The organism is Salipiger sp. (genome assembly GCF_059781815.1).
Map to the genome: position 1 here is coordinate 3,297 of NZ_JBYNAH010000008.1, position 19,147 is coordinate 22,443.

19 protein-coding genes and 1 pseudogene are annotated in these 19,147 nt (G+C 67.9%); 11 read left to right on the forward strand and 9 right to left on the reverse strand.

Annotated elements, in window-relative coordinates; translation table 11 throughout:
• The 4 genes and pseudogenes from dxr to frr all read right to left on the reverse strand — a co-directional run.
• A pseudogene (dxr, locus tag AC6RA4_RS01745) lies at positions 1-815 on the reverse strand (1-deoxy-D-xylulose-5-phosphate reductoisomerase); the annotation flags it as partial.
• Entirely contained in the window at positions 812-1,600 is a 789-nt protein-coding gene (locus tag AC6RA4_RS01750; RefSeq protein WP_500156795.1) for a phosphatidate cytidylyltransferase, read from the reverse strand. The gene AC6RA4_RS01750 and the pseudogene dxr, both read right to left, overlap by 4 nt.
• Entirely contained in the window at positions 1,597-2,322 is a 726-nt protein-coding gene (uppS, locus tag AC6RA4_RS01755; RefSeq protein ID WP_500156796.1) for an undecaprenyl pyrophosphate synthase, read from the reverse strand. The genes AC6RA4_RS01750 and uppS overlap by 4 nt, the downstream gene beginning before the upstream one ends.
• A 40-nt stretch (positions 2,323-2,362) precedes the next feature.
• Positions 2,363-2,926, reverse strand: a complete 564-nt coding sequence (gene frr / locus AC6RA4_RS01760) for a ribosome recycling factor (RefSeq protein WP_500156798.1) — start codon at positions 2,924-2,926, stop codon at positions 2,363-2,365.
• A gap of 172 nt (positions 2,927-3,098) precedes the next feature.
• Between frr and AC6RA4_RS01765 the strand changes: the two genes are divergently transcribed.
• Positions 3,099-3,761 (forward strand): potassium channel family protein, encoded by a 663-nt coding sequence (locus AC6RA4_RS01765; protein WP_500156800.1) that lies wholly within the window; start codon positions 3,099-3,101, stop codon positions 3,759-3,761.
• Positions 3,762-3,766: 5 nt separating this feature from the next.
• On the forward strand, positions 3,767-5,122 hold the full coding sequence (locus tag AC6RA4_RS01770; protein WP_500156802.1) for a TrkH family potassium uptake protein: 1,356 nt from the start codon (positions 3,767-3,769) through the stop codon (positions 5,120-5,122).
• A 214-nt stretch (positions 5,123-5,336) separates the two neighbouring features.
• Here AC6RA4_RS01770 and pyrH read toward each other — a convergent pair whose 3' ends face one another.
• Positions 5,337-6,062, reverse strand: a complete 726-nt coding sequence (gene pyrH, locus AC6RA4_RS01775; RefSeq protein WP_500156804.1) for a UMP kinase — start codon at positions 6,060-6,062, stop codon at positions 5,337-5,339.
• 90 nt (positions 6,063-6,152) lie between these two features.
• Here pyrH and miaA point away from each other — a divergent pair, with 90 nt between their 5' ends.
• The 3 genes from miaA to AC6RA4_RS01790 all read left to right on the forward strand — a co-directional run bounded on the left by miaA (position 6,153) and on the right by AC6RA4_RS01790 (position 9,664).
• A complete protein-coding gene (miaA, locus tag AC6RA4_RS01780; RefSeq protein WP_500156806.1) occupies positions 6,153-7,067 on the forward strand; it encodes a tRNA (adenosine(37)-N6)-dimethylallyltransferase MiaA in 915 nt (304 codons plus the stop codon).
• Positions 7,068-7,093: 26 nt separating this feature from the next.
• On the forward strand, positions 7,094-7,885 hold the full coding sequence (locus AC6RA4_RS01785) for a helix-turn-helix transcriptional regulator (RefSeq protein ID WP_500156808.1): 792 nt from the start codon (positions 7,094-7,096) through the stop codon (positions 7,883-7,885).
• Positions 7,886-8,317: 432 nt separating this feature from the next.
• Positions 8,318-9,664, forward strand: coding sequence for an ABC transporter substrate-binding protein (locus tag AC6RA4_RS01790; RefSeq protein WP_500156877.1), 1,347 nt, complete (start codon positions 8,318-8,320; stop codon positions 9,662-9,664).
• Between the two features lie 24 nt (positions 9,665-9,688).
• On the opposite strand, the gene AC6RA4_RS01795 is transcribed toward AC6RA4_RS01790, so the two are convergent.
• Together AC6RA4_RS01795 and AC6RA4_RS01800 are read right to left on the reverse strand one after the other, a co-directional pair.
• Complete coding sequence (locus tag AC6RA4_RS01795) at positions 9,689-10,837, reverse strand: cytochrome-c peroxidase (RefSeq protein ID WP_500156810.1); 1,149 nt, start codon at positions 10,835-10,837, stop codon at positions 9,689-9,691.
• A 102-nt stretch (positions 10,838-10,939) separates the two neighbouring features.
• Positions 10,940-11,557, reverse strand: a complete 618-nt coding sequence (locus AC6RA4_RS01800; RefSeq protein WP_500156812.1) for a lytic transglycosylase domain-containing protein — start codon at positions 11,555-11,557, stop codon at positions 10,940-10,942.
• A gap of 306 nt (positions 11,558-11,863) precedes the next feature.
• On the opposite strand from AC6RA4_RS01800, the gene ssb reads away from it, so the two are divergent.
• Complete coding sequence (gene ssb, locus AC6RA4_RS01805; protein ID WP_222605269.1) at positions 11,864-12,388, forward strand: single-stranded DNA-binding protein; 525 nt, start codon at positions 11,864-11,866, stop codon at positions 12,386-12,388.
• 372 nt (positions 12,389-12,760) lie between these two features.
• Here ssb and AC6RA4_RS01810 read toward each other — a convergent pair whose 3' ends face one another.
• Both AC6RA4_RS01810 and AC6RA4_RS01815 read right to left on the reverse strand, forming a co-directional pair.
• Complete coding sequence (locus tag AC6RA4_RS01810; RefSeq protein WP_040544861.1) at positions 12,761-13,873, reverse strand: Ppx/GppA phosphatase family protein; 1,113 nt, start codon at positions 13,871-13,873, stop codon at positions 12,761-12,763.
• 32 nt (positions 13,874-13,905) lie between these two features.
• Positions 13,906-14,604: a sulfotransferase family 2 domain-containing protein gene (locus AC6RA4_RS01815; RefSeq protein ID WP_500156815.1), complete on the reverse strand. Its 699-nt coding sequence runs from the start codon at positions 14,602-14,604 to the stop codon at positions 13,906-13,908.
• Between the two features lie 254 nt (positions 14,605-14,858).
• On the opposite strand from AC6RA4_RS01815, the gene AC6RA4_RS01820 reads away from it, so the two are divergent.
• The 5 genes from AC6RA4_RS01820 (at position 14,859) to bmt (ending at position 19,020) form a co-directional block, all read left to right on the forward strand.
• Positions 14,859-15,173 (forward strand): virulence factor, encoded by a 315-nt coding sequence (locus AC6RA4_RS01820; RefSeq protein ID WP_500156817.1) that lies wholly within the window; start codon positions 14,859-14,861, stop codon positions 15,171-15,173.
• A 31-nt stretch (positions 15,174-15,204) separates the two neighbouring features.
• A complete protein-coding gene (locus AC6RA4_RS01825) occupies positions 15,205-16,128 on the forward strand; it encodes a methylenetetrahydrofolate reductase (protein ID WP_500156818.1) in 924 nt (307 codons plus the stop codon).
• A gap of 20 nt (positions 16,129-16,148) precedes the next feature.
• The gene (locus tag AC6RA4_RS01830) at positions 16,149-16,811 is read left to right on the forward strand and encodes an HAD family hydrolase (RefSeq protein WP_500156820.1); all 663 of its coding nucleotides are present in this window, start codon (positions 16,149-16,151) and stop codon (positions 16,809-16,811) included.
• Entirely contained in the window at positions 16,808-17,884 is a 1,077-nt protein-coding gene (locus AC6RA4_RS01835; protein WP_500156822.1) for a dihydropteroate synthase, read from the forward strand. The genes AC6RA4_RS01830 and AC6RA4_RS01835 overlap by 4 nt, the downstream gene beginning before the upstream one ends.
• Positions 17,885-18,006: 122 nt before the next feature.
• Positions 18,007-19,020, forward strand: a complete 1,014-nt coding sequence (bmt, locus tag AC6RA4_RS01840) for a betaine--homocysteine S-methyltransferase (protein ID WP_500156824.1) — start codon at positions 18,007-18,009, stop codon at positions 19,018-19,020.
• Positions 19,021-19,147: the final 127 nt, after the last annotated feature.

Consider the following 19,147-nt stretch of genomic DNA (forward strand, 5'->3'; position numbering starts at 1 on the left):
TGCAGCGCAAAGCCGATGGCGTGACGCATATCGGCCGGGCCGACATGGGCCATCAGCGCACCGTCGTTGAAGCCCACCAGCGCGTGGATCATCGATTCCGGGTGCACCAGAACCTCGATGATGTCCGGGTCGATGTCGAAAAACTCTTTAGTCTCTATGACTTCCAGAGCCTTGTTGAACATCGAGGCGCTGTCGATGGTGATGCGCTGGCCCATGTCCCAGTTGGGATGGGTCGCGGCCTGCTCTGGCGTCGCCGTGGCGAGCTTCTCGAGCGGCCAGTCGCGAAAGGCGCCGCCGCTGGCGGTGATGATGACGCGCTCAACGGCGCTGAGATCCTCGCCGATCAGCGCCTGAAAGACCGCCGAATGCTCGCTGTCGACGGGCAGGACCGCGCCGCCATGGGTGCGCGCCGTCTGCATCACCAGCGGCCCGGCGCAGACCATGCTTTCCTTGTTCGCAAGCGCCAGCGTGGCGCCGTGCTCGAGTGCCGCCAGCCCCGGCGGCAGCCCCGCCGCGCCGACGATGGCCGACATCACCCAGTCCGCCGGGCGCCGTGCCGCCTCGATCAGCGCCGTCTCGCCCGCCGCCGCCTCGACATCGCTGCCCGCAAGCCGCTCGCGCAGCTCTGGCAGCAAGGCCTCGTCTGCGGTGACGGCGATCTCGGCCTTGAGCGCGATGGCATCCTCGGCCAGCTGCGCGATGTTGCGCCCGCCGCTCAGCGCGACCACGTGGTAGGCCTGCGCGTCGCGCTTGATCAGGTCGATGGTGTTCTGCCCGATGGAGCCGGTGGCTCCGAAAATCGAGATTCGTCTCATTCAAGCCCCGGGGGAAAGTCCACGATCTGGCCCGCGATCAGCAGGAACAGCGCCGCGCCCAGCATGCCGTCGAACCGGTCGAGGAGCCCGCCATGGCCCGGCAGCAGGTTGGAGCTGTCCTTGACCCCGGCCCGGCGCTTGATCGTGCTCTCGGCCATGTCGCCGATCTGGCTGGCCATCGAGATCGCGATCGAGATCCCCATCAGCCCGATCCCGGCCTGCGTGGTGCCGGCAAAGATCAGACCGACCACCGCCGCCCCGAGCCAGCCGGCGATGGCGCCGGACCAGGTCTTCTTGGGGCTGACACGCGGCCAGAGCTTGGGCCCGCCGAAGGTCCTCCCGGCGAAATAGCCGCCCACATCGGTGATCACCACGACGCAAACCAGCCACAGCATCCAGACCAGGCCGAAATCCGAGCGCAGTTTCATGAAGCCGTAACCGGCAAGCAAGATCATCGCGGTGAAGACGGCAAAGGTCACGCCGCCCCGCTCCATCCGACCGAAGCCCGCCATCGACGGAAGCAGCAGCAGAGGCAGCGCAAAGGCCGGCGGCAGGTAGGGCGTGGCCAGTGCGCAGACGCCTGCCAGCACCCCAAGGATGTTGGCCGACTTGTCGCGCGCGGTATCCACCATGCGTACGAGTTCCCAGACCATGATGCCGCAGGCCAGCGAGATGAAGGCGCGCCAGGCAAGCCCGCCGATCCACACCGCGGCCAGCGCCAGCGCAATCAGCACCGCCGCCGAGATCACCCGCGGCTTGAGGTCGGTCCAGCGCGAGCCGCTCATGCCTTCACCCCGCCATAGCGGCGCTCCCGCGACCCGTAGGCACTCACCAGGGTGCCGAACTCGGCAGCGCTGAAATCGGGCCAGAGCGTGTCGACGAACTCGTATTCCGCATAGGCCGATTGCCAGAGCAGGAAGTTCGAGATCCGCGCCTCGCCGCTGGTGCGGATCACCAGATCGGGATCGGGCAGCACGCAGGTGTCGAGATATTTCGGCAGCGTCTCCTCGTCGACGCTTGCCGGGTCGAGACGACCCGCCGCTACGTCCTCGGCCAGGCGCTTGGTGGCGCGGGCCACCTCGTCACGGCCGCCATAATTGATCGCGATGGTGAGGTTGACCCCGGTGCAGCCGGCGGTGAGCTGCTCGAGCTCGTCCATCAGCGTCACCAGCTTCTTGTCGAGCCGCACCCGGTCGCCGATGAAGCGCACGCGGACGTTCTCGCCCAGGAGCGAGCGCGCCTCCTTGGTGATGTAGCGCCGGAAAAGGCTCATCAGCCCTGCAACCTCGGTCTGGGTGCGTTTCCAGTTCTCGGTCGAGAAGGCGAAGATCGTCACGTAGCGCACGCCCAGATCCGGGCAGGCCTCGACGATCTCGCGCACCCGCTTGGCCCCGGCATGGTGGCCGAACAGCCGCGGCCGGCCGCGGCGCTGAGCCCAGCGACCGTTGCCGTCCATGATGATCGCCACATGACGCGGACCGGCGCCATCGCGGATCGGTTTGGGCATGAAAGGCCCCTCCCTTTGCCTCTGGCGCCGCTGGTCCGGCTCAGACCTGCATGATCTCTTCCTGCTTGGTCTCGAGCGCCTGATCGACCTTCTTGATATAGGTGTCGGTCAGCTCCTGAACCTCGGCTTCCCAGAATTTCTGGTCGTCCTCGGCCATGCCGTCGGCCTTGGCCTTCTTCACCTGGTCCATGCCGTCGCGGCGCACGTTGCGGATCGCGACGCGGGCGTGCTCGGCATATTGGCCGGCGACCTTTGTGAGATCGCGGCGGCGTTCCTCGTTGAGCTCGGGGATCGGCAGCATGATGATGGTGCCGTTCATCTGGGGGTTGATCCCCAGGCCCGACTCGCGGATCGCCTTCTCGACCTTGTTCACCAGGCCCTTGTCCCACACGTTGATGGTGACCATGCGCGGTTCCGGTACGTTCACGGTGCCGACCTGGTTGATCGGCGTCATCTGGCCATAGGCCTCGACCTGTACCGGCTCGAGCATCGAGGCCGAGGCACGGCCGGTACGAAGCGAGGCGAATTCGGTGCGCAGGTTCGACATGGCGCCGTCCATGCGGCGCTTGAGATCGTCGGTGTCGAGTTCGAAATCTTCTGACATGTTGGTCTGCCCGCTCAGGTGTTTTTCGTTCCGACCGCTTTCTAAGGCAGGAAACCCCGGATGTATAGCGGTTTGCGGCGGCGCCCCGACGTGCCAGCCCGGTCCCTTGACTTGGCTGCGGCCCGGTGAAAACGTCGCCCGACAGGACAGCGCCCATCAAAAGGAGAGCCGCTTGCCTCGCTCGCATTCCACCTTCGTCGTGATCGGCCTAGGGGCCTTCGGCAGCACCGTCGCGCAGGAACTGGCGCGCTTCGGCAACCATGTCATGGGCGTCGATTCCGACGAAAAACTCGTCGCGCGGATGGCCGATACGCTCACCGCCACGGCGATTCTCGACACCACCGACGAGACCGCCATGCGCGAGGCGGGAATCGATCAGTACGACGTGGCGCTCTGCGCCATCGGCTCCGACATCCAGTCGAGCATCCTGACCACGATGAACCTGCGGTTGCTAGGGCTCGACCGGATCTGGGTCAAGGCGTCGAACCGCACCCACCACCGGATCCTGTCGAAGCTGGGCGCCGACCGGGTGATCCTGCCCGAGCAGGAGATGGGCCGCCACACGGCGCAGATGCTGAACAATCCGGCGATGAAGGACTATGTCAGCCTCGGCAATGGCTACAGCGTCGTCAACATCCTGCTGCCCGAACGGCTCGACGGCGCGCCGATCTCGGAGCTGCACCTTGCCGAGCGCCCCGACCTGAGGCTTCTCGGGCTGATGCGCGGGACCGAGTTCCGCGACTGCAGCAACCCGGCCGCGACGCTGCAGAAGGACGACCGCCTGCTGGTGCTGGGCAAGCGCGGAGACCTGCGGGCCTTCGGCGAAGAGCTCTGATCCGCATGGCGTTCGGCCTCAGCGTCTCGCGCCAGCGCCTCGCGCGCCGGCTGCTGCACGTCTCGCCGCCGCTGAGCCTCGCGGCGCTCTACCTCGTCTTCACCGTGCTAGGGGCGCTGAGCTTCAAGCTGCCCGGCGCCACGCTGCAGCCGATGACATGGTCCGAGGCCTTCTTCACCGCCACCTCGGCGGTGACGGTGACCGGGCTTTCCGTCGTCGATCCGGTGGGTGAGTTCACCATGTTCGGCGAGGCGGTGCTGATGGTGCTGATCCAGCTCGGTGGGCTCGGTCTGATGACCTTCGCGGTGCTGGTGTTGGCGGCGCTCAGGGTGCCGGTGGGGCTCACCGGTCAGATCTACCTGCGCGAGGAGCTGAACCAGAGCTCGATCCACCGGCTGATGCGTTTGGTCAAACGCATCTTCCAGGTGGTGCTGATTTGCGAACTCGTGGGCGCGGCGCTGCTGGCGCTGAGCTTCGTGCCGATGCTGGGGCTCGGGCGCGGGCTCTGGGTGGCGCTGTTCCACTCGGTCTCGGCCTTCAACAACGCCGGTTTCTCGACCTTCTCGACCGGGCTCGTGCCCTTCGCTGCCGACCCGATGGTGAATGTCGTGATCCCGCTGCTCTTCATCGTCGGCGGCATCGGCTACGTGGTGATCGACGACATCGCCCGGCTGCGCCGCTGGGCCCGGTTCTCGCTGCACACCAAGATCATGCTGACCGGAAGTGCGGTGCTGATCCTCTGGGGCTGGGGCGCCTTCGCGGCGCTCGAATGGCACAACCCCGAGACGCTGGCGCAGTTCGACAGCGCCCCGGTGCGGCTGATGGTGGCGTGGTTCCAGGGGGTGACGCCGCGCACCGCCGGGTTCAACACCGTCGACGTGGCGGGCATGCATGACAGCACCGCGCTGATGGTGATCTCGCTGATGCTGATCGGCGGGGGGCCGACCTCCACCGCGGGCGGCATCAAGGTGACCACTTTCGTGGTCATGTGCCTCGCCACGGTCGCCTTCTTCCAGCGCCGCACCCAGCTCAACGCCTTCGGTCGCTCCATCGGACTGCCGGAGGTTCTGAAGGTCATGGCGCTCACCGCGATCAGCGTGGTGCTGGTGTTCATCGGGGTGTTCATCCTGAGCGCCACCCAGGAGGGCCATTTCCTCGACGTCTGCTTCGAGGTCGCCTCGGCCTTCGGCACCGTCGGCCTGTCGCGCGGCTTCACCGGGGAGCTCACCGAGCCGGGCCGCGTGGTGATCATGGTGATCATGTTCATCGGTCGCGTGGGTCCGCTCACGCTGGGCTACTTCCTCGCCACCCGCTCTGTCCCGCGGGTGCGCTTCCCGGAGGGCCGCATCCACCTCGGCTGAGTGATCGCACCGCGCCATGACCAGAGCGCCGCGCTTGCTGACGTGCCGGTGGAGGGGGCCAGCCCCCTCTTGGCGCTTTGCGCCAATTCACCCCCGAGGTATTTCTGAACCAAAGAAGACATGAGCGCTGTGCACCTGGCTTCTCTTCGTCAAAAATACTCCCGCCGGAGGCGTCCGACCGTGCCGCAAGGGTTGCCGCCCGTAAAAAGGCGCGTCAGCCGCTGACCCGCGTGTAGGTGCCCTGCCCGGCCAAGATGCCGCGGAAGCCGCCGGGCTCGTCCAGCGAGAATACGATGATCGGCAGGTTGTTGTCGCGGGCCAGCGCGATGGCAGAGGCGTCCATCACCTTGAGGTTCTTCACCAGCACGTCGTCATAGCTCACCGTGTCGTAGCGCACCGCGTCGTCATGCTTGACCGGGTCCTTGTCGTAGACCCCGTCGACCTTGGTGCCCTTGAAGATCGCCTCGCAGGCCATCTCGTTGGCGCGCAGCGTGGCGGCGGTGTCGGTGGTGAAGTAGGGGTTGCCGGTGCCGGCGGCGAAGATGCAGACGCGCTTTTTCTCGAGGTGGCGCACGGCGCGGCGGCGGATATAGGGCTCGGCCACCTCGTCCATGCGGATGGCCGAGATCACCCGGGTGAACACGCCAAGCTCCTCGAGCGCCGACTGCATCGCCAGCGCGTTCATCACCGTGGCGAGCATGCCCATGTAATCGGCGGTGGTGCGCTCCATGCCCTGGGCCGAGCCGGCGAGGCCGCGGAAGATGTTGCCGCCGCCGATCACCATGCAGATCTCGACACCCATGTCGTGCACGCTCTTCACCTCGCGCGCGATGCGTTCGACGGTGGGCGGGTTCAGGCCGTAGCCCTGCTCTCCCATCAGCGCCTCTCCGGAGATTTTCAGCAGGACGCGTTTGAAGGTGGTCTGCGGTGCCTCGGCCATGTTGAACTCCGTCGCTGAGAGGGGATAGGATCGGCGCCATATGTGGCGGAAAACCGGCGCCGCTGCAATGGCGCAGGATGTGGGGATCGAGTGGTGAGCGAGGCCGGCCTGGCAGACAGACTTGCGCGTCTCGCGCCGGACCCGGAGCGCCCGGTCCTGATCGCCGGACCGACCGCCAGCGGCAAGTCTGCGCTGGCGTTGGAGATCGCCGGACGCCAAGGCGGGGTGATCGTCAACGCCGATGCGATCCAGGTGTTTTCCGACTGGCGCGTGCTCACCGCGCGCCCCTCCGCCGCGGAGGAGGCGCAGGCGCCGCATCGGCTCTATGGTCACGTTGCGGGCAGCCAAGCCTATTCCGTGGGCGAATGGCTGAGGGATCTGGCCCCGATTCTCGCAGGCTCCGACCGGCCGATCATCGTCGGCGGCACCGGGCTCTACTTCACCGCGCTGACCGAAGGGCTGGCCGAGATCCCGGCAACGCCGCCCGAGATTCGCGAGGATGCCATGGCGCGGCTGGCGGCGGGCGAGCGCGAGGCCATGGTGGCCGAGCTCGATCCCGGGACCCGGGCCCGCATCGACCTGATGAACCCGATGCGGGTGCAGCGCGCCTGGGAGGTGCTGCGCGCCACCGGTCGAGGACTTGCCGACTGGCAGGACGAGACCCCTGCCCCGACTCTGCCGCTCGCGCGCGCCCAGCCCATCCTTTTCGACGCGCCCAAGGCCTGGCTGACGCCGCGCATCGAGGCCCGCTTCGACAAGATGATCCGCGAGGGCGCGCTCGACGAGGCGCGCGCCAACCTCGCCACATGGTCGCCCGACCTGCCCTCGGCCAAGGCGATCGGCGCGGCCGAGCTGATGGCGCATCTGAAGGGCGAGCTGAGCCTCGAGGAAGCGTCCCACCGCGCCACCATCCTTACAAGACAGTTCGCCAAGCGCCAGCGCAGCTGGTTCCGCGCCCGGATGCGCGACTGGCCGGTGATCGCGCCCGCCGAGGCCGGCGCATGAGCGCCGCTGCCGCAGGGACCGCGCCCGTGAGGGTGGCGTCGCTGGGGCAGCTTCCCGGCTGGCAGTACCGCCTGCTGCACGACCGTCCCGAACACACGCTGATCTGGCTCACCCGTGGACAGGGCCGCGCCATCGTCGATGGCATGCGCCGCGGGCTCGGGCCGCACAACGCGCTCTTCATCCCGGCGGGCACGCTCTTTGCGCTCGAGCCGGGGCTGCAGAGCCTCGGGCTGGTGCTGCATTGCCCGGCCGGCGACGCGCTCTGGCCCGAGGCGCCGCGACATCTGCGCATCCGCGAGGGCGTGGCGCAGGCCGAACTGACCGGGCTGCTCGACGCGATGATGCGCGAGCAGTCCCAGCAACGTGGCCTTCTGGCCGAGGCGCTGAGTGCCCATGCCAGCCTCGTGGCGGTCTGGCTGCGCCGTCAGGACGAGGCCGCGCCGCTGGACGAGGCCAAGCCCAACGCCGCGCAACGGCTGATGCGGCTTTACGCAGGCGCGCTCAGTGCCGGGTATCGCAGCGACCGCGGCGTCTCCGACTATGCCGCCGCCCTCGGGGTGACGCCCACGCACCTGACCCGCACGGCCCGCGCCGCCTGCGACCGCACCGCGGCGGCGATGCTGGCCGAGCGCAAACTGCACGAGGCGCAGCGGCTACTGACCCAGCCCGATCCTCCGGTGAACCGCATTGCCGAGAGCCTCGGCTTCCACAGCGCGCCCTATTTCACCCGCTTCATCCGCAGCCATACCGGCCACTCGCCCACCGAGATCCGCCGCGGCCTGCGGACGACCGGGCCCCGTGCCGGTCTGCGTCATTGATCGCATGACACCGATAAATCCTTGCCCTTCCCGGCGGATATGGGTTTTGATCCGCAGCGGAAGAAGCTGCCGCTCCGGCAGAGAGGAACGGCGATGACGCAGACGGGCGAGCCAGAACAGACGCATCCCGCAGCCCGGCTTTATGCCGAGGAACTGGCGCGGGGGCTGATCGGCCGGCGCGAGTTCCTGACCCGCGTCACCGGGCTGGGCGTCAGCGTCGGCGCGGCCTATGCGCTGGGTGGCCTTGGCACGCCGGCCGCCGCCGAGGAGGCGCCGCAAGGGGCCGAGGAGGCGCCGCCTACGCTGCGCATTCAGATGGAGGTGCGCCCGCTCAAGGATCCCCGCACCGCCGACTGGGCCGAGATCGCCAACATCACCCGCGGCTGGTTGGAATACCTGGTTGAGTACAATCGCGACGGCTCGGTGCGCGGCATGCTGCTCGAGCGCTGGGAGGTCAACGACGACGCCACCGAATACGTGCTCCACATCCGTCCGGGCGTGCGCTGGACCACCGGCGCGCCGTTCACCGCCGACGACGTGGTGCGCCTGTTCCACTACTGGTGCGACCGCGAGGTCGAGGGCAACTCGATGGCGGGCCGGCTCACCACGCTGGTCGACCCCGAGACCGGCAAGCTGCACGAGGGCGCGGTGACCGCGCTCGACGACCTCACCGTGCGCCTCGCCCTGCCGATGCCCGACGTGGCGCTGATCGTCGGTCTCGCCGATTACCCCGCCGCCGTGGTGCACGCGGCCCACTCGCCCGAGGAGATGCTCGCCAATCCCATCGGCACCGGCCCCTACCTGCCCGAGAGCCTTGTGCCCGGCGAGAAGGCGGTGCTGCTGCGCAACCGCGATCACGACTGGTGGGGCGACACTGCCGAGGGCTTCGGCGGCGCCACCATCGAGCGCATCGAGTTTCTCGACTACGGCACCGATCCCGCCGCGTGGCTTGCTGCCGCCGCCGCTGGCGAGGTCGATATGCTCTACGAAAACATCGGCGATTTCATCGCCTTGGGCGACGATCTTGGCTGGGAGCGCTCGGAGGTGGTGACCGGCTCCACCGTGGTGCTGCGCGCCAACCAGGCGGCGCTGGTCGAGGGCAAGGCCCCCTATGCGGACCGCCGGGTCCGCAAGGCGTTGCAACTCGCCATCGACAACGAGATCTGCCTCGAACTCGGCCATTCCGGGCTTGGCGTCGTGGCGCAGAACCACCACGTCGCCCCGGTGCATCCCGACTATGCCGATGTCGGTGGCACCTCCTACCAGCCCGAGGCCGCGGTTGCGCTGCTGGAAGAGGCCGGGATGCTCGGGTTCGAGCACGAACTCGTCACCCTCGACGATGGCCTGACCATGCGCACCGGCAACGCCGCCGCGGCGCTGCTCAAGGATGCCGGGATCAAGGTCACCCGCACCGTGCTGCCCGGCTCGCGCTTCTGGAGCGAGTGGAAGAGCTATCCGCTCTCGATCACCGAGTGGAACCACCGCCCCCTCGGCATCCAGGTGCTCGCGCTGGCCTATCGCTCGGGCGAATCGTGGAACGAGACCGGCTATGCCAATCCCGAGTTCGACGCGCTGGTGGCCGAGGCCCTGGCCATCGCCGACAACGCGGCCCGGCGCGATGTCATGGCGAAGATCGAGCGGCTGCTGCAGGAGGATGCGGTGATCGTGCAGCCCTACTGGCGCTCGCTCTATCGCCACTATCGCCCCGGCGTCACCGGCGCCGAGATGCACCCCTCCTTCGAGATCCATCTCTACAAGCTCGGCCTCTCCGGGGAGTGAGCCGCGTGCGCCGCGCAGGCTGCGTCAGTCCTCCAGAAGGTGCTCGTAGCGCTGATCGGTCAGCGTCTCGAGGAAGGCGACGAGCGCGTCGATGCGCTGATCCTTCAGCGCCGGCCCGTCGGTCAACTCTTCGAGTGCCAGGTTCTCCGCCACTTCCGGAGGCCCGAAGAGCGCGCCGGTCTCGGGATTGATCTTCCGGGTCTCGGAGCGGGTGTTGTAGGTGTTGTAGAACAGGATCACCGTGCGCAGGTCTTCGAACACGCCGTTGTGCATGTAGGGCGCGGTCACCGCCACGTTGCGCAGCGTCGGCGTGCGATAGCGGCCATGGCTCTCCGCGGCGGCTTCGACGACGGGATTGGCATGCAGGCCGAGATCGGCCGTGATGACGCCGTTCGAGGCGCGCAGCGCAGTATTCTCGGGCACGCCGATATTGTGAAAGCGATAGTCCGAAAAGGTCTCCTCCGGGTCCAGGGCGCTGCGCTTGAGCTGGTGGCACTGGTTGCAGTTGGTGAATTGCTGCGAGAAGAACAGCAGACGCCCGAGTTCTTCCTGCTTGGTCAGCTCGACCTCGCCGCGCAGGAAGCGGTCGTATTTCGAATCGAAGGGCGCGAATTCGGGCCCGCGCTCGAAGGCGGCGATGGCGCGAGTCATGGCGCCATAACCCGCCTCGGGATCGTCCAGCACCCCGGCCCGGAAGAGCTTCGGGAACGCTTCCATGTAGACCGGATCTTCGCGCAGCCGCGCCACCACGGCGGCCTTGTCGGCCATGCCCATCTCGACGGGGTTCAACGGCGGGCCGCCGGCCTGCTCCTCGAGCGTGCCGGCGCGTCCGTCATGAAACAGCCCGCCCCACCATTCGCCGGCCTCGTTCTTGCCGAAAGGTGGAACATAGGCGGCATAGGTCGCGGTGGGCGCGTTGCGGTCGCCCAGAGAGCTGCCGTCATCGCCAGGTGAGGCCGCCCCGCGGGGATCGGCAAAGGCATAGGCCGGATCGTGGCAGGTGGCGCAGCTCTGCGTGCGGTTCGCCGACAGGTTGGTGTCGAAGAACAGCGCCTCGCCAAGCGCCTCGAGGCTGTCCGGCGCCTCCGCCGGTGTCGAGCGCAGCGCGCTGGCGCCCAGCCCGATGGCAAGGGCTGTGGCGAGGGCGAGGCTAAAAAGCGGGGCTCGGGTCATCGGTGTCTCCAGATCCTTCGGAGCATGCCGGATGAGCTACAGCCTGCGCTGATCGAGGTCAATTCCCGAGTCTTTGACTAGGACAAGATGTCCCGTCCCGGCTCAGCTGCCCCAGATCGTCTTCACATAGTTTCGGGTCTCGCGATAGGGCGGCACGCCTCCGTGCTTCTGGACCGCGCCGGGGCCGGCATTGTAGGCCGCGAGCGCCAGCCGCCATGAGCCGAAGGTGACGTATTGCTGCTTGAGATAGCGCGCCCCGCCCTCAAGGTTCTGCGCCGGGTCGTGCGGATCGACCCCGAGCCGCTTGGCGGTGAACGGCATGAGCTGGGCGAGACCGATAGCCCCCTTGTGCGACAGCGCTCTCGGGTTGAAGTTCGATTCCTGTTTCACCAGCCGCAGGAAAAGATCCTCGGGCACCCCGTGCCGTCGCGCCGCGGTGCGGGCCATGTCGGCGTACTGGCCGTTGTAGCGCCCGCGATAGACCGGCGTACTGGCCTCGTCCCCACCCATCGGGCCCCATTTCGTGGGGGTGATCACCGACGGCGGCTTCAGCCGTACCGAGCTGCGGTATTGCTCGGCGGCGCGGCTGTCGAGCACCGAGGTCTGCTTGCGGAACAGCATCACCCGGTTCTTGGTGGAAATGGTTTCGGCCTGTACGGTCGTGGCCGTGATCGCGGCGCACAAAAGCGCCGGCAGCAGCTTAAAAGGCAGTACTCGCATGAACCAGCCTGTCCTGTCCCAATGTCCACGGGGCGACGTTGCGCCCCTCAAATCCAGCCGGAACTATACGGATCACGCAGGATTTCGCTACCCCCGGCTGGCCGGGCGCGCAGGTTCCCGCCAATGTTCTGTTAACCACGACCAAACGTTTCGTTAACCAGAGGCGGTGTATCGGGCAGACAAGGCTATTGCCGCCGCGGGCGCGGGGTTTTCCACGACGATCCGGTGGCGCGGCGGGACGTGGCTGTGTAAGGCTCGTCCAAACCCCTCCGGGGGAGAAGAATCGGAACAACGCGTGAGGATGACATGGCCGGCTCAGTGAACAAGGTGATCCTGGTGGGCAATCTCGGGGCCGATCCCGAAACCCGCAACTTCCAGAACGGCGGCAAGGTCTGCAACCTGCGGATTGCCACCTCGGAGAACTGGAAGGACCGCAACACCGGCGAGCGCCGCGAGCGCACCGAGTGGCATTCGGTGGCGATCTTCTCGGAGCCGCTGGCGCGGATCGCCGAGCAGTATCTCCGCAAGGGCTCCAAGGTCTATATCGAGGGCCAGCTCGAGACCCGCAAGTGGCAGGACCAATCCGGCCAGGATCGCTACTCGACCGAGGTCGTGCTGCGCCCCTATCGCGGCGAGCTGACCCTGCTCGACAGCCGCCAGGGCGGCGGCGGCGGCGGTGATTACGGCGGCTCCGGCGGCGGCTACGGTGGTGGCAGCGGCGGCGGTGGCGGCTATGGCGGCGGCCGCGACGATTACGGCAGCGGCTCGGGTGGTGGCGGTGGTGGCGGTCGCGCCCCCTCGCGCGATCTCGACGACGAGATCCCGTTCTGAGGCCACGCCACTGACGGATTTGAAACGGCCCGGTGCTCTGAGGAGCGCCGGGCTTTTTTCATGCGACGTAAAATCCAGCCGACGCGTCAAGATGTGCGACACGCGCCGGGCGGGCGCCTGCCCGTGGGGTGGCGCTTCCCGCCTCCGGGGTCGCCGATTTATCCCGGCCAAGTCCGGACGACCTCGATCCAGAGCGCAAAGATGACAAAGCGCCAGCCCGCCGGGACGGGCAGGCGCTCGCCCGGCGCCTTCGGCTTGTTCCGGGCGGATCAGCGCGGGGATCGGACCTTGAAAATCATTGAGGTCAGGAGCGCCACCCCACGGGCAGGCGCTTGCCGCCTCCGGGCTCAGCGCCTTTGCCGGAACGCGCCCTCAGAGCGGCCCGTCCTCCAGCACCCCGTCGGCCGACATCTGGGCGTAGAGCAGCCCTTCGCGCAGGCCGCGATCTGCGACCGAGAGACGGTCGGTCGGCCAGAGCCGCAGCAGCGCCTGCAGGATCGCCGCGCCGGACATGATTAGCGCCTGCCGGTCCTGCCCGATGCGCGGATCGCGCCGGCGCCCCGCCGGGCCCATCTCGAGATAGCGCCCGATCACCGCCTCGATCTGGTCCGAGGTCATGCGCAGTCCGTCGACCTTGGTGCGGTCGTACCGCCGTAGCCCGAGATGCGAGGCCGCCACCGTGGTCACCGTCCCGGAGGTGCCGACGATCTGGAATCCCTCGCGCGACTGGGCGTCCTTGTAGGGCGCGAATTCCGAGAGGTTCTCCTCGAAATACCAGCTCATCAGCGCGTAGCGTGCGGCGTCGTCCTCGACATCGTTGAACTGGTCGCGCAGCGTCGCCACGCCCAGCGGCACCGAGATCCAGTCAACCACCTTGGCGGCGGGAAACGGGCTCTCGGGCGGATGGAAGCCCGCGTGCAGCCGCATGATCGCCGCCGGCCGGTCGCGCCGGGGCACCGAGGACAGGTCGATCCAGACAAGCTCGGTCGAGCCGCCGCCGATATCGACCACCAGAAGCTGCTCGGTCCGCGTCGAGACCAGCGGCGCGCAGGAGATGACCGCGAGCCGGGCCTCCTCCTCGGGCTGGATGATCTCGAGCTGCAGCCCGGTCTCGCGCCGCACCTGCCGGATGAACTCGCGCGCGTTCTGCGCCCGGCGGCAGGCCTCGGTGGCGACCAGCCGCATGCGTTCGACCTTGTGGCGCTTGATCTTCTGCTGGCAGACCCGGATCGCCCCGATGGTGCGGTTCATCGAGGCGCGCGAAAGCCGCCCCGTCCGCTCGAGCCCCTGCCCGAGCTGGACGGATTTGGAGAAGCTGTCGACCACATGGAACTGGCTGCCCTTGGGCTGGGCAATCAGCATGCGGCAACTGTTCGTGCCCAGATCCAGAGCGGCATAAAGCGCACTAGGATCAGGCGGTTGCGGCGCGGGGCTCTCTACCGGTCTCGGGAAAGCGCCCGCACCTTTGGGACGCCTTGGCGCCATGATTGAGCGCCTTTCCGAATATGAAGTTGCCCTCAGGATACGCGGCGCGACGGCACCGTGCAAGCGGGATGCTGGCGCGAACCGAACGGATTTTCATAGAACTCCGCCAGATAGGCGTATTCCTCTTCGAGATAGTCCCGGATTGCCGCAATCGTCTCGGACGCGAGATCGTCGAGATGCAGCCGGGTCTCGCTGGAGTTCTCACGCGTGATGTTGACCGGGCAGCCGGTGCGCGCCGCCAGCTCCTCGCCGAAGCATGCCAGATCGGCGGTGCGGTAGATCCGGTCGTAGCGCCCGAGATCGGGGCCCAGAAACAGCCAGGCCGGCAGGGCGTGGTGCTTGATCGCGGAGGCTGCGTCGATATAGGCGCGCAGGTTCTGATAGAAGAAATCCGGATCGGGATCCTTGGGCAGGTCCACCTTGCCGCGCAGGATGTTGCGGCAGTTGTGCAGCTCGCGCATGCCGACGACCCGGTTGGTATAGACCGACAGCAGCCGCTTGAGCGGATCGCGGACCACGCAGAAGCGCCACCAGTCGTCATACTCTTCCCAGCGATGCGGCCGGAACCGCCGTGTCGGATAGAGCCGGTGCCAGGTCATCACGTCGGGTGTTTCCCCCGGGGGCACGCTCACATCGGGATCGACCTGCGCCAGCGCAGCCTTCACCGTGGAGCAGCCCGCCTTGGGCAGCGCCATATAGGCGATCCTGTGCGCTTTCACCGCGATAACCATCGCTCTTGGCTTCCTCCGTTTCGGCACACGCCCCGGCGGTGCCTGCCTCCATGACAGCAAGCCTGCCGGCAAAGCGCAGCAAGAATGTGTCAAAACGCGAGATTTTCTTTGCAACCGTGCGCCTCGCGCCGCGCCGGCCCGCGCCGCGCTGGCCTCCGGAAGTCGCTGACGAGGCCACGAGTGTCGAAATCCGACCCCGGGCACCGGCACCGCGCCGCTAAACAAAAAGGAACCGGAGAGAGGGAATCGCCCACATGCCCGAGATCACCATCGTCTACTGGCGCGACATCCCGGCGCAGGTGCTGGTGGGACGTGGCCGGCGCGGCGCCAAGGCACCGCTGCCGGAGCGCTTCGAGCAGGCGATCGACCGGGCCGCGATGAAGGTCGGCGCCTCCGACACCGATGCCTATCTCGCCGAGTGGCGCCGCGCATCCGCCGGCGAGGGCGATGGCGAGCCACAGGCGCTGGCCGAGGCCACCGCCGCCCGCATCGAACAGGATTACGACGCTGCCCGCCTGCGGGCGCTCATTGCCAATGACGGTTGGGCCACCGGCCCTACCGCCCCTTGACGCCCCCCTGATGATCCAAAGGAGCCGCTGGATGTCGCTACTGAAGTTCCGCAAGCCCAAGGCCACTCCCCCGACCTCGGGACTCGGCGGATTTCTCAGCGGCTACTCGATTGAGGTGATGCCGCGCACCGCCGCCAAGGTCGAGGATTTCCGCACCCTTCTGCCCGAGGGCACCCGCGTCTACATCGCCCATATCGACGGCACGCCGATCGACGATATGGTCGCCACCGCCCGCCGCATTGCCGGCGAGGGCTTTGACGTCATGCCGCATTTTCCGGCCCGGATCATCGCCGACAAGGCGACCCTCACTGACTGGATCGCTCGCTACCAGGGCGAGGCCGGCGTCACCCAGGGGCTGATCCTCGCCGGCGGCGTCTCCGAGCCGCAAGGCGCGTTCCACAGCTCGATGCAGCTGCTCGAAACCGGGCTCTTCGACAAGGCAGGCTTCACCCGGCTCCACGTGGCCGGCCACCCGGAGGGCAACCGCGACATTGACACCGATGGCGGCGAGGCCGAGGTCATGGCCGCCGCGCGCTGGAAGCAAGACTTCTCCGAGCGCAGCGATGCGCAGATGGCGATGGTCACCCAGTTCGCCTTCGAGGCGCAGCCGATCCTTGACTGGGCCACGCGCCTGCGCGCGAACGGCATCGACCTGCCGATCCATATCGGCCTCGCCGGTCCGGCCAAGCTGCAAACCATGATCAAGTTCGCCATCGCCTGCGGCGTCGGCCCGTCCCTGCGCGTCCTGCAAAAGCGCGCCCTCGATGTCAGCAAGCTGCTGCTGCCCTACGAGCCGACCGAACTCACTGCCGAGCTTGCCGCCCGCAAGGCCGCCGATCCCGCCTTTCCCATCGAACAGGCGCATCTCTTCCCGCTCGGCGGCATCAAGACCTGTGCCGAATGGGCCGCGACCCATGGCGGCGAAGCCACGCGCCCCGCTCGACGGGTGGTGTGAGAGCGGGTATCGAGGCGGGTATGACCAAAGCTCTCCTCTTCGATCTTGACGGCACCCTGCTCGTCTCCGACCCGCTCCACTACGCGGTCTTCGCGGAAATCTTTGCCGAGAACGGCAAGGAACTGACCCCGGAGATCTACGAAAACAGCATCCACGGGCACCACAACCTCGAGATGTTCCCCAAGCTCTTCCCGGGCTGCGACGCGCTGGCGCTGTCGGACGAGAAGGAACGCCGCTTCCGCGAGCGTCTGGGCGACGGCGCCGATCCGATGCCCGGCACTGTCGCGCTGCTCGATCAGGCCGATCGCGAGGGCTGGCGGCTGGCGGTGGTGACCAACGCGCCGCGCGAGAATGGCGAGCACATGCTGAACGCCATCGGCCTGCGCGACCGGTTCGAGCTGTTGATCATCGGCGACGAATGCGCCCGCGCCAAGCCCGACCCCGAGCCCTATCTCGCCGCAATGCGCCAGCTCGGTGCCGAGCCGCGCCACTGTCTCGCCTTCGAGGACAGCCAGAGCGGCATGCGCGCCGCCGCGCGCTCGGGCGCTTATGCCATCGGGGTCCGCTCGGGGCTCAGCCACGACCGCCTGCACGAGGCCGGGGCCAAGGCCACCATCGCCGATTACACCGACGCCACCCTGCCCCAGCTTCTGGACCGCTTGAGAGGAGAAAGCATTCCATGACGAGAACCGTTGTCGAGTCGAAGACCCGCACCGCCACGCTCGGATTCGATGAACCGTTCTGCGTGATCGGCGAGCGCATCAACCCCACCGGGCGCAAGAAGCTCGCCGCCGAGCTCGAGGCCGGGGATTTCTCGACAGTGGAAAAGGACGCGCTGGCGCAGGCCGCCGCCGGCGCCGCCATTCTCGATATCAACGCCGGCGTGGTCTACAACTCCAACCCCAACCCCAACGAGACCGAACCGCCGCTGATGCGCCAGATCGTCGAGCTGGTGCAGGGGCTGGTCGACCTGCCGCTCTGCATCGACAGCTCGGTGCCCGGCGCGCTCGAGGCCGGGCTGGCGGCGGCAGAGGGCCGGCCGCTCTTGAACTCGGTCACCGGCGAGGAAGACCGGCTCGAACTGGTGCTGCCGCTGGTCAAGAAATACAACGTGCCGGTGGTGGCGATCTCCAATGACGATACCGGCATCTCCGAAGACCCGGATGTGCGCTTTGCGGTGGCCAAGAAGATCGTCGAGCGCGCCGCCGATTTCGGCATCCCGGCGCATGACATCGTGGTCGACCCGCTGGTCATGCCGATCGGCGCCATGGCCACCGCCGGCCAGCAGGTCTTTGCCCTGGTCCGCCGCCTGCGCGAGGAGCTCGGCGTCAACACCACCTGCGGCGCGTCCAACATCTCCTTCGGCCTGCCCAACCGGCACGGCATCAACAACGCCTTCCTGCCGATGGCCATGGGCGCCGGCATGACCTCGGCGATCATGAACCCGGTCGCCCTGCCCGTCACCCAGACCAAGATCGCCGCCAAGAAGGCCGAGATCGCCGCAGCCGGCATCATCCTGCCCGAGGACATCGACGACGAGACCTTCGTCACCCTCTTCGGCATGGGCTCGACCCGCGCGAAGCCCGGCTCCGAGATGGCCGCGATCCGCGCCGCCAACCTGCTGATGAACCAGGATCCGCATGGCGGCGCCTGGATCGCCTTCAACAAGGAAGCCGAGACCGGCGAGCCCACCGCCGCCCGCGGCGGACGCCGTGGCGGCGGACGCCGTGGCGGCGGACGCCGCAGGCGGGCCTGAGCCGCCATTGCGCCGGCCAAGGCTTTCCTCAACACTCAAGGCGCTATAAAACCCGACACCCGGGCCGCGATCTTTCGCATCGGCCCGGGCTCCGCATTCAAGACCAGACCTCAAGGCATAGCATGACCGACGCACTGACCGAGCTGCTCTCCACCCGCGACTGGCTGATGGCCGACGGCGCCACCGGCACCAACCTGTTCAACATGGGGCTGGCCTCGGGCGACGCGCCGGAGTTCTGGAATGTCGACCACCCCGAGCGCATCCGCACGCTCTACCGCAACGCCGTCGAGGCCGGCTCCGACATCTTCCTGACCAACTCCTTCGGCGCCAACGCCTCGCGGCTCAAGCTGCACGATGCGGCCTCCCGCGCCTTCGAGCTGTCGCGCCTCGCCGCCGCGCTGGGCCGCGAGGTGGCCGATGCCGCGGGCCGCAAGGTGGTGGTGGCGGGCTCCGTGGGCCCCACCGGCGAGATCATGGGCGCGGTCGGCACCCTGAGCCACGAGACCGCGGTCGAGATGTTCGAAGAGACCGCAGCCGGGCTCAAGGAGGGCGGCGCCGACGTGCTCTGGGTCGAGACCATCTCGGCGCCTGAGGAGTTCGCCGCCGCCGCCGAGGCCTTCGCCAATGTGGGCATGCCGTGGTGCGGCACCATGAGCTTCGACACCGCCGGGCGCACCATGATGGGCGTGACCTCGGATGCCTTCGTGCGCCAGGTCGATGCGCTGCCGAACCCGCCGCTGGCCTTTGGCGCCAATTGCGGCGTCGGCGCCTCCGACCTGATGCGCACGGTGCTGGGCTTTGCCGCCACCGGCACCGAGCGCCCGATCATTGCCAAGGGCAATGCCGGCATCCCGCGCTACGAGGATGGCCATATCCATTACAACGGCACGCCCGAGCTGATGGCGGATTACGCGGTGCTGGCGCGCGACGCCGGCGCGCGGATCATCGGCGGCTGCTGCGGCACCATGCCCGAGCACCTGCGGGCCATGCGCACCGCCCTCGAGACCCGCCCCGCCGGGCCGCGCCCCACGCTCGAGCAGATCGCCGCCGCGCTTGGCGGCTTCAGCTCCGACACCGACGGCACCGGCGACACCCCGGCACCCAAACGCGAACGCCGCGGCCGCCGCCGCAGCTGACCCCGCCGAAGAGCTCCCAGCTTCTCTTCGTCAAAAATACTCCCGCCGGAGGCAGGCCGACCCGCTCCGCCGCGCCAGCCCTCCGGCAAGCCCGCCCAGCTCCCGGCGAGGACGCCCGCAAGGGCGG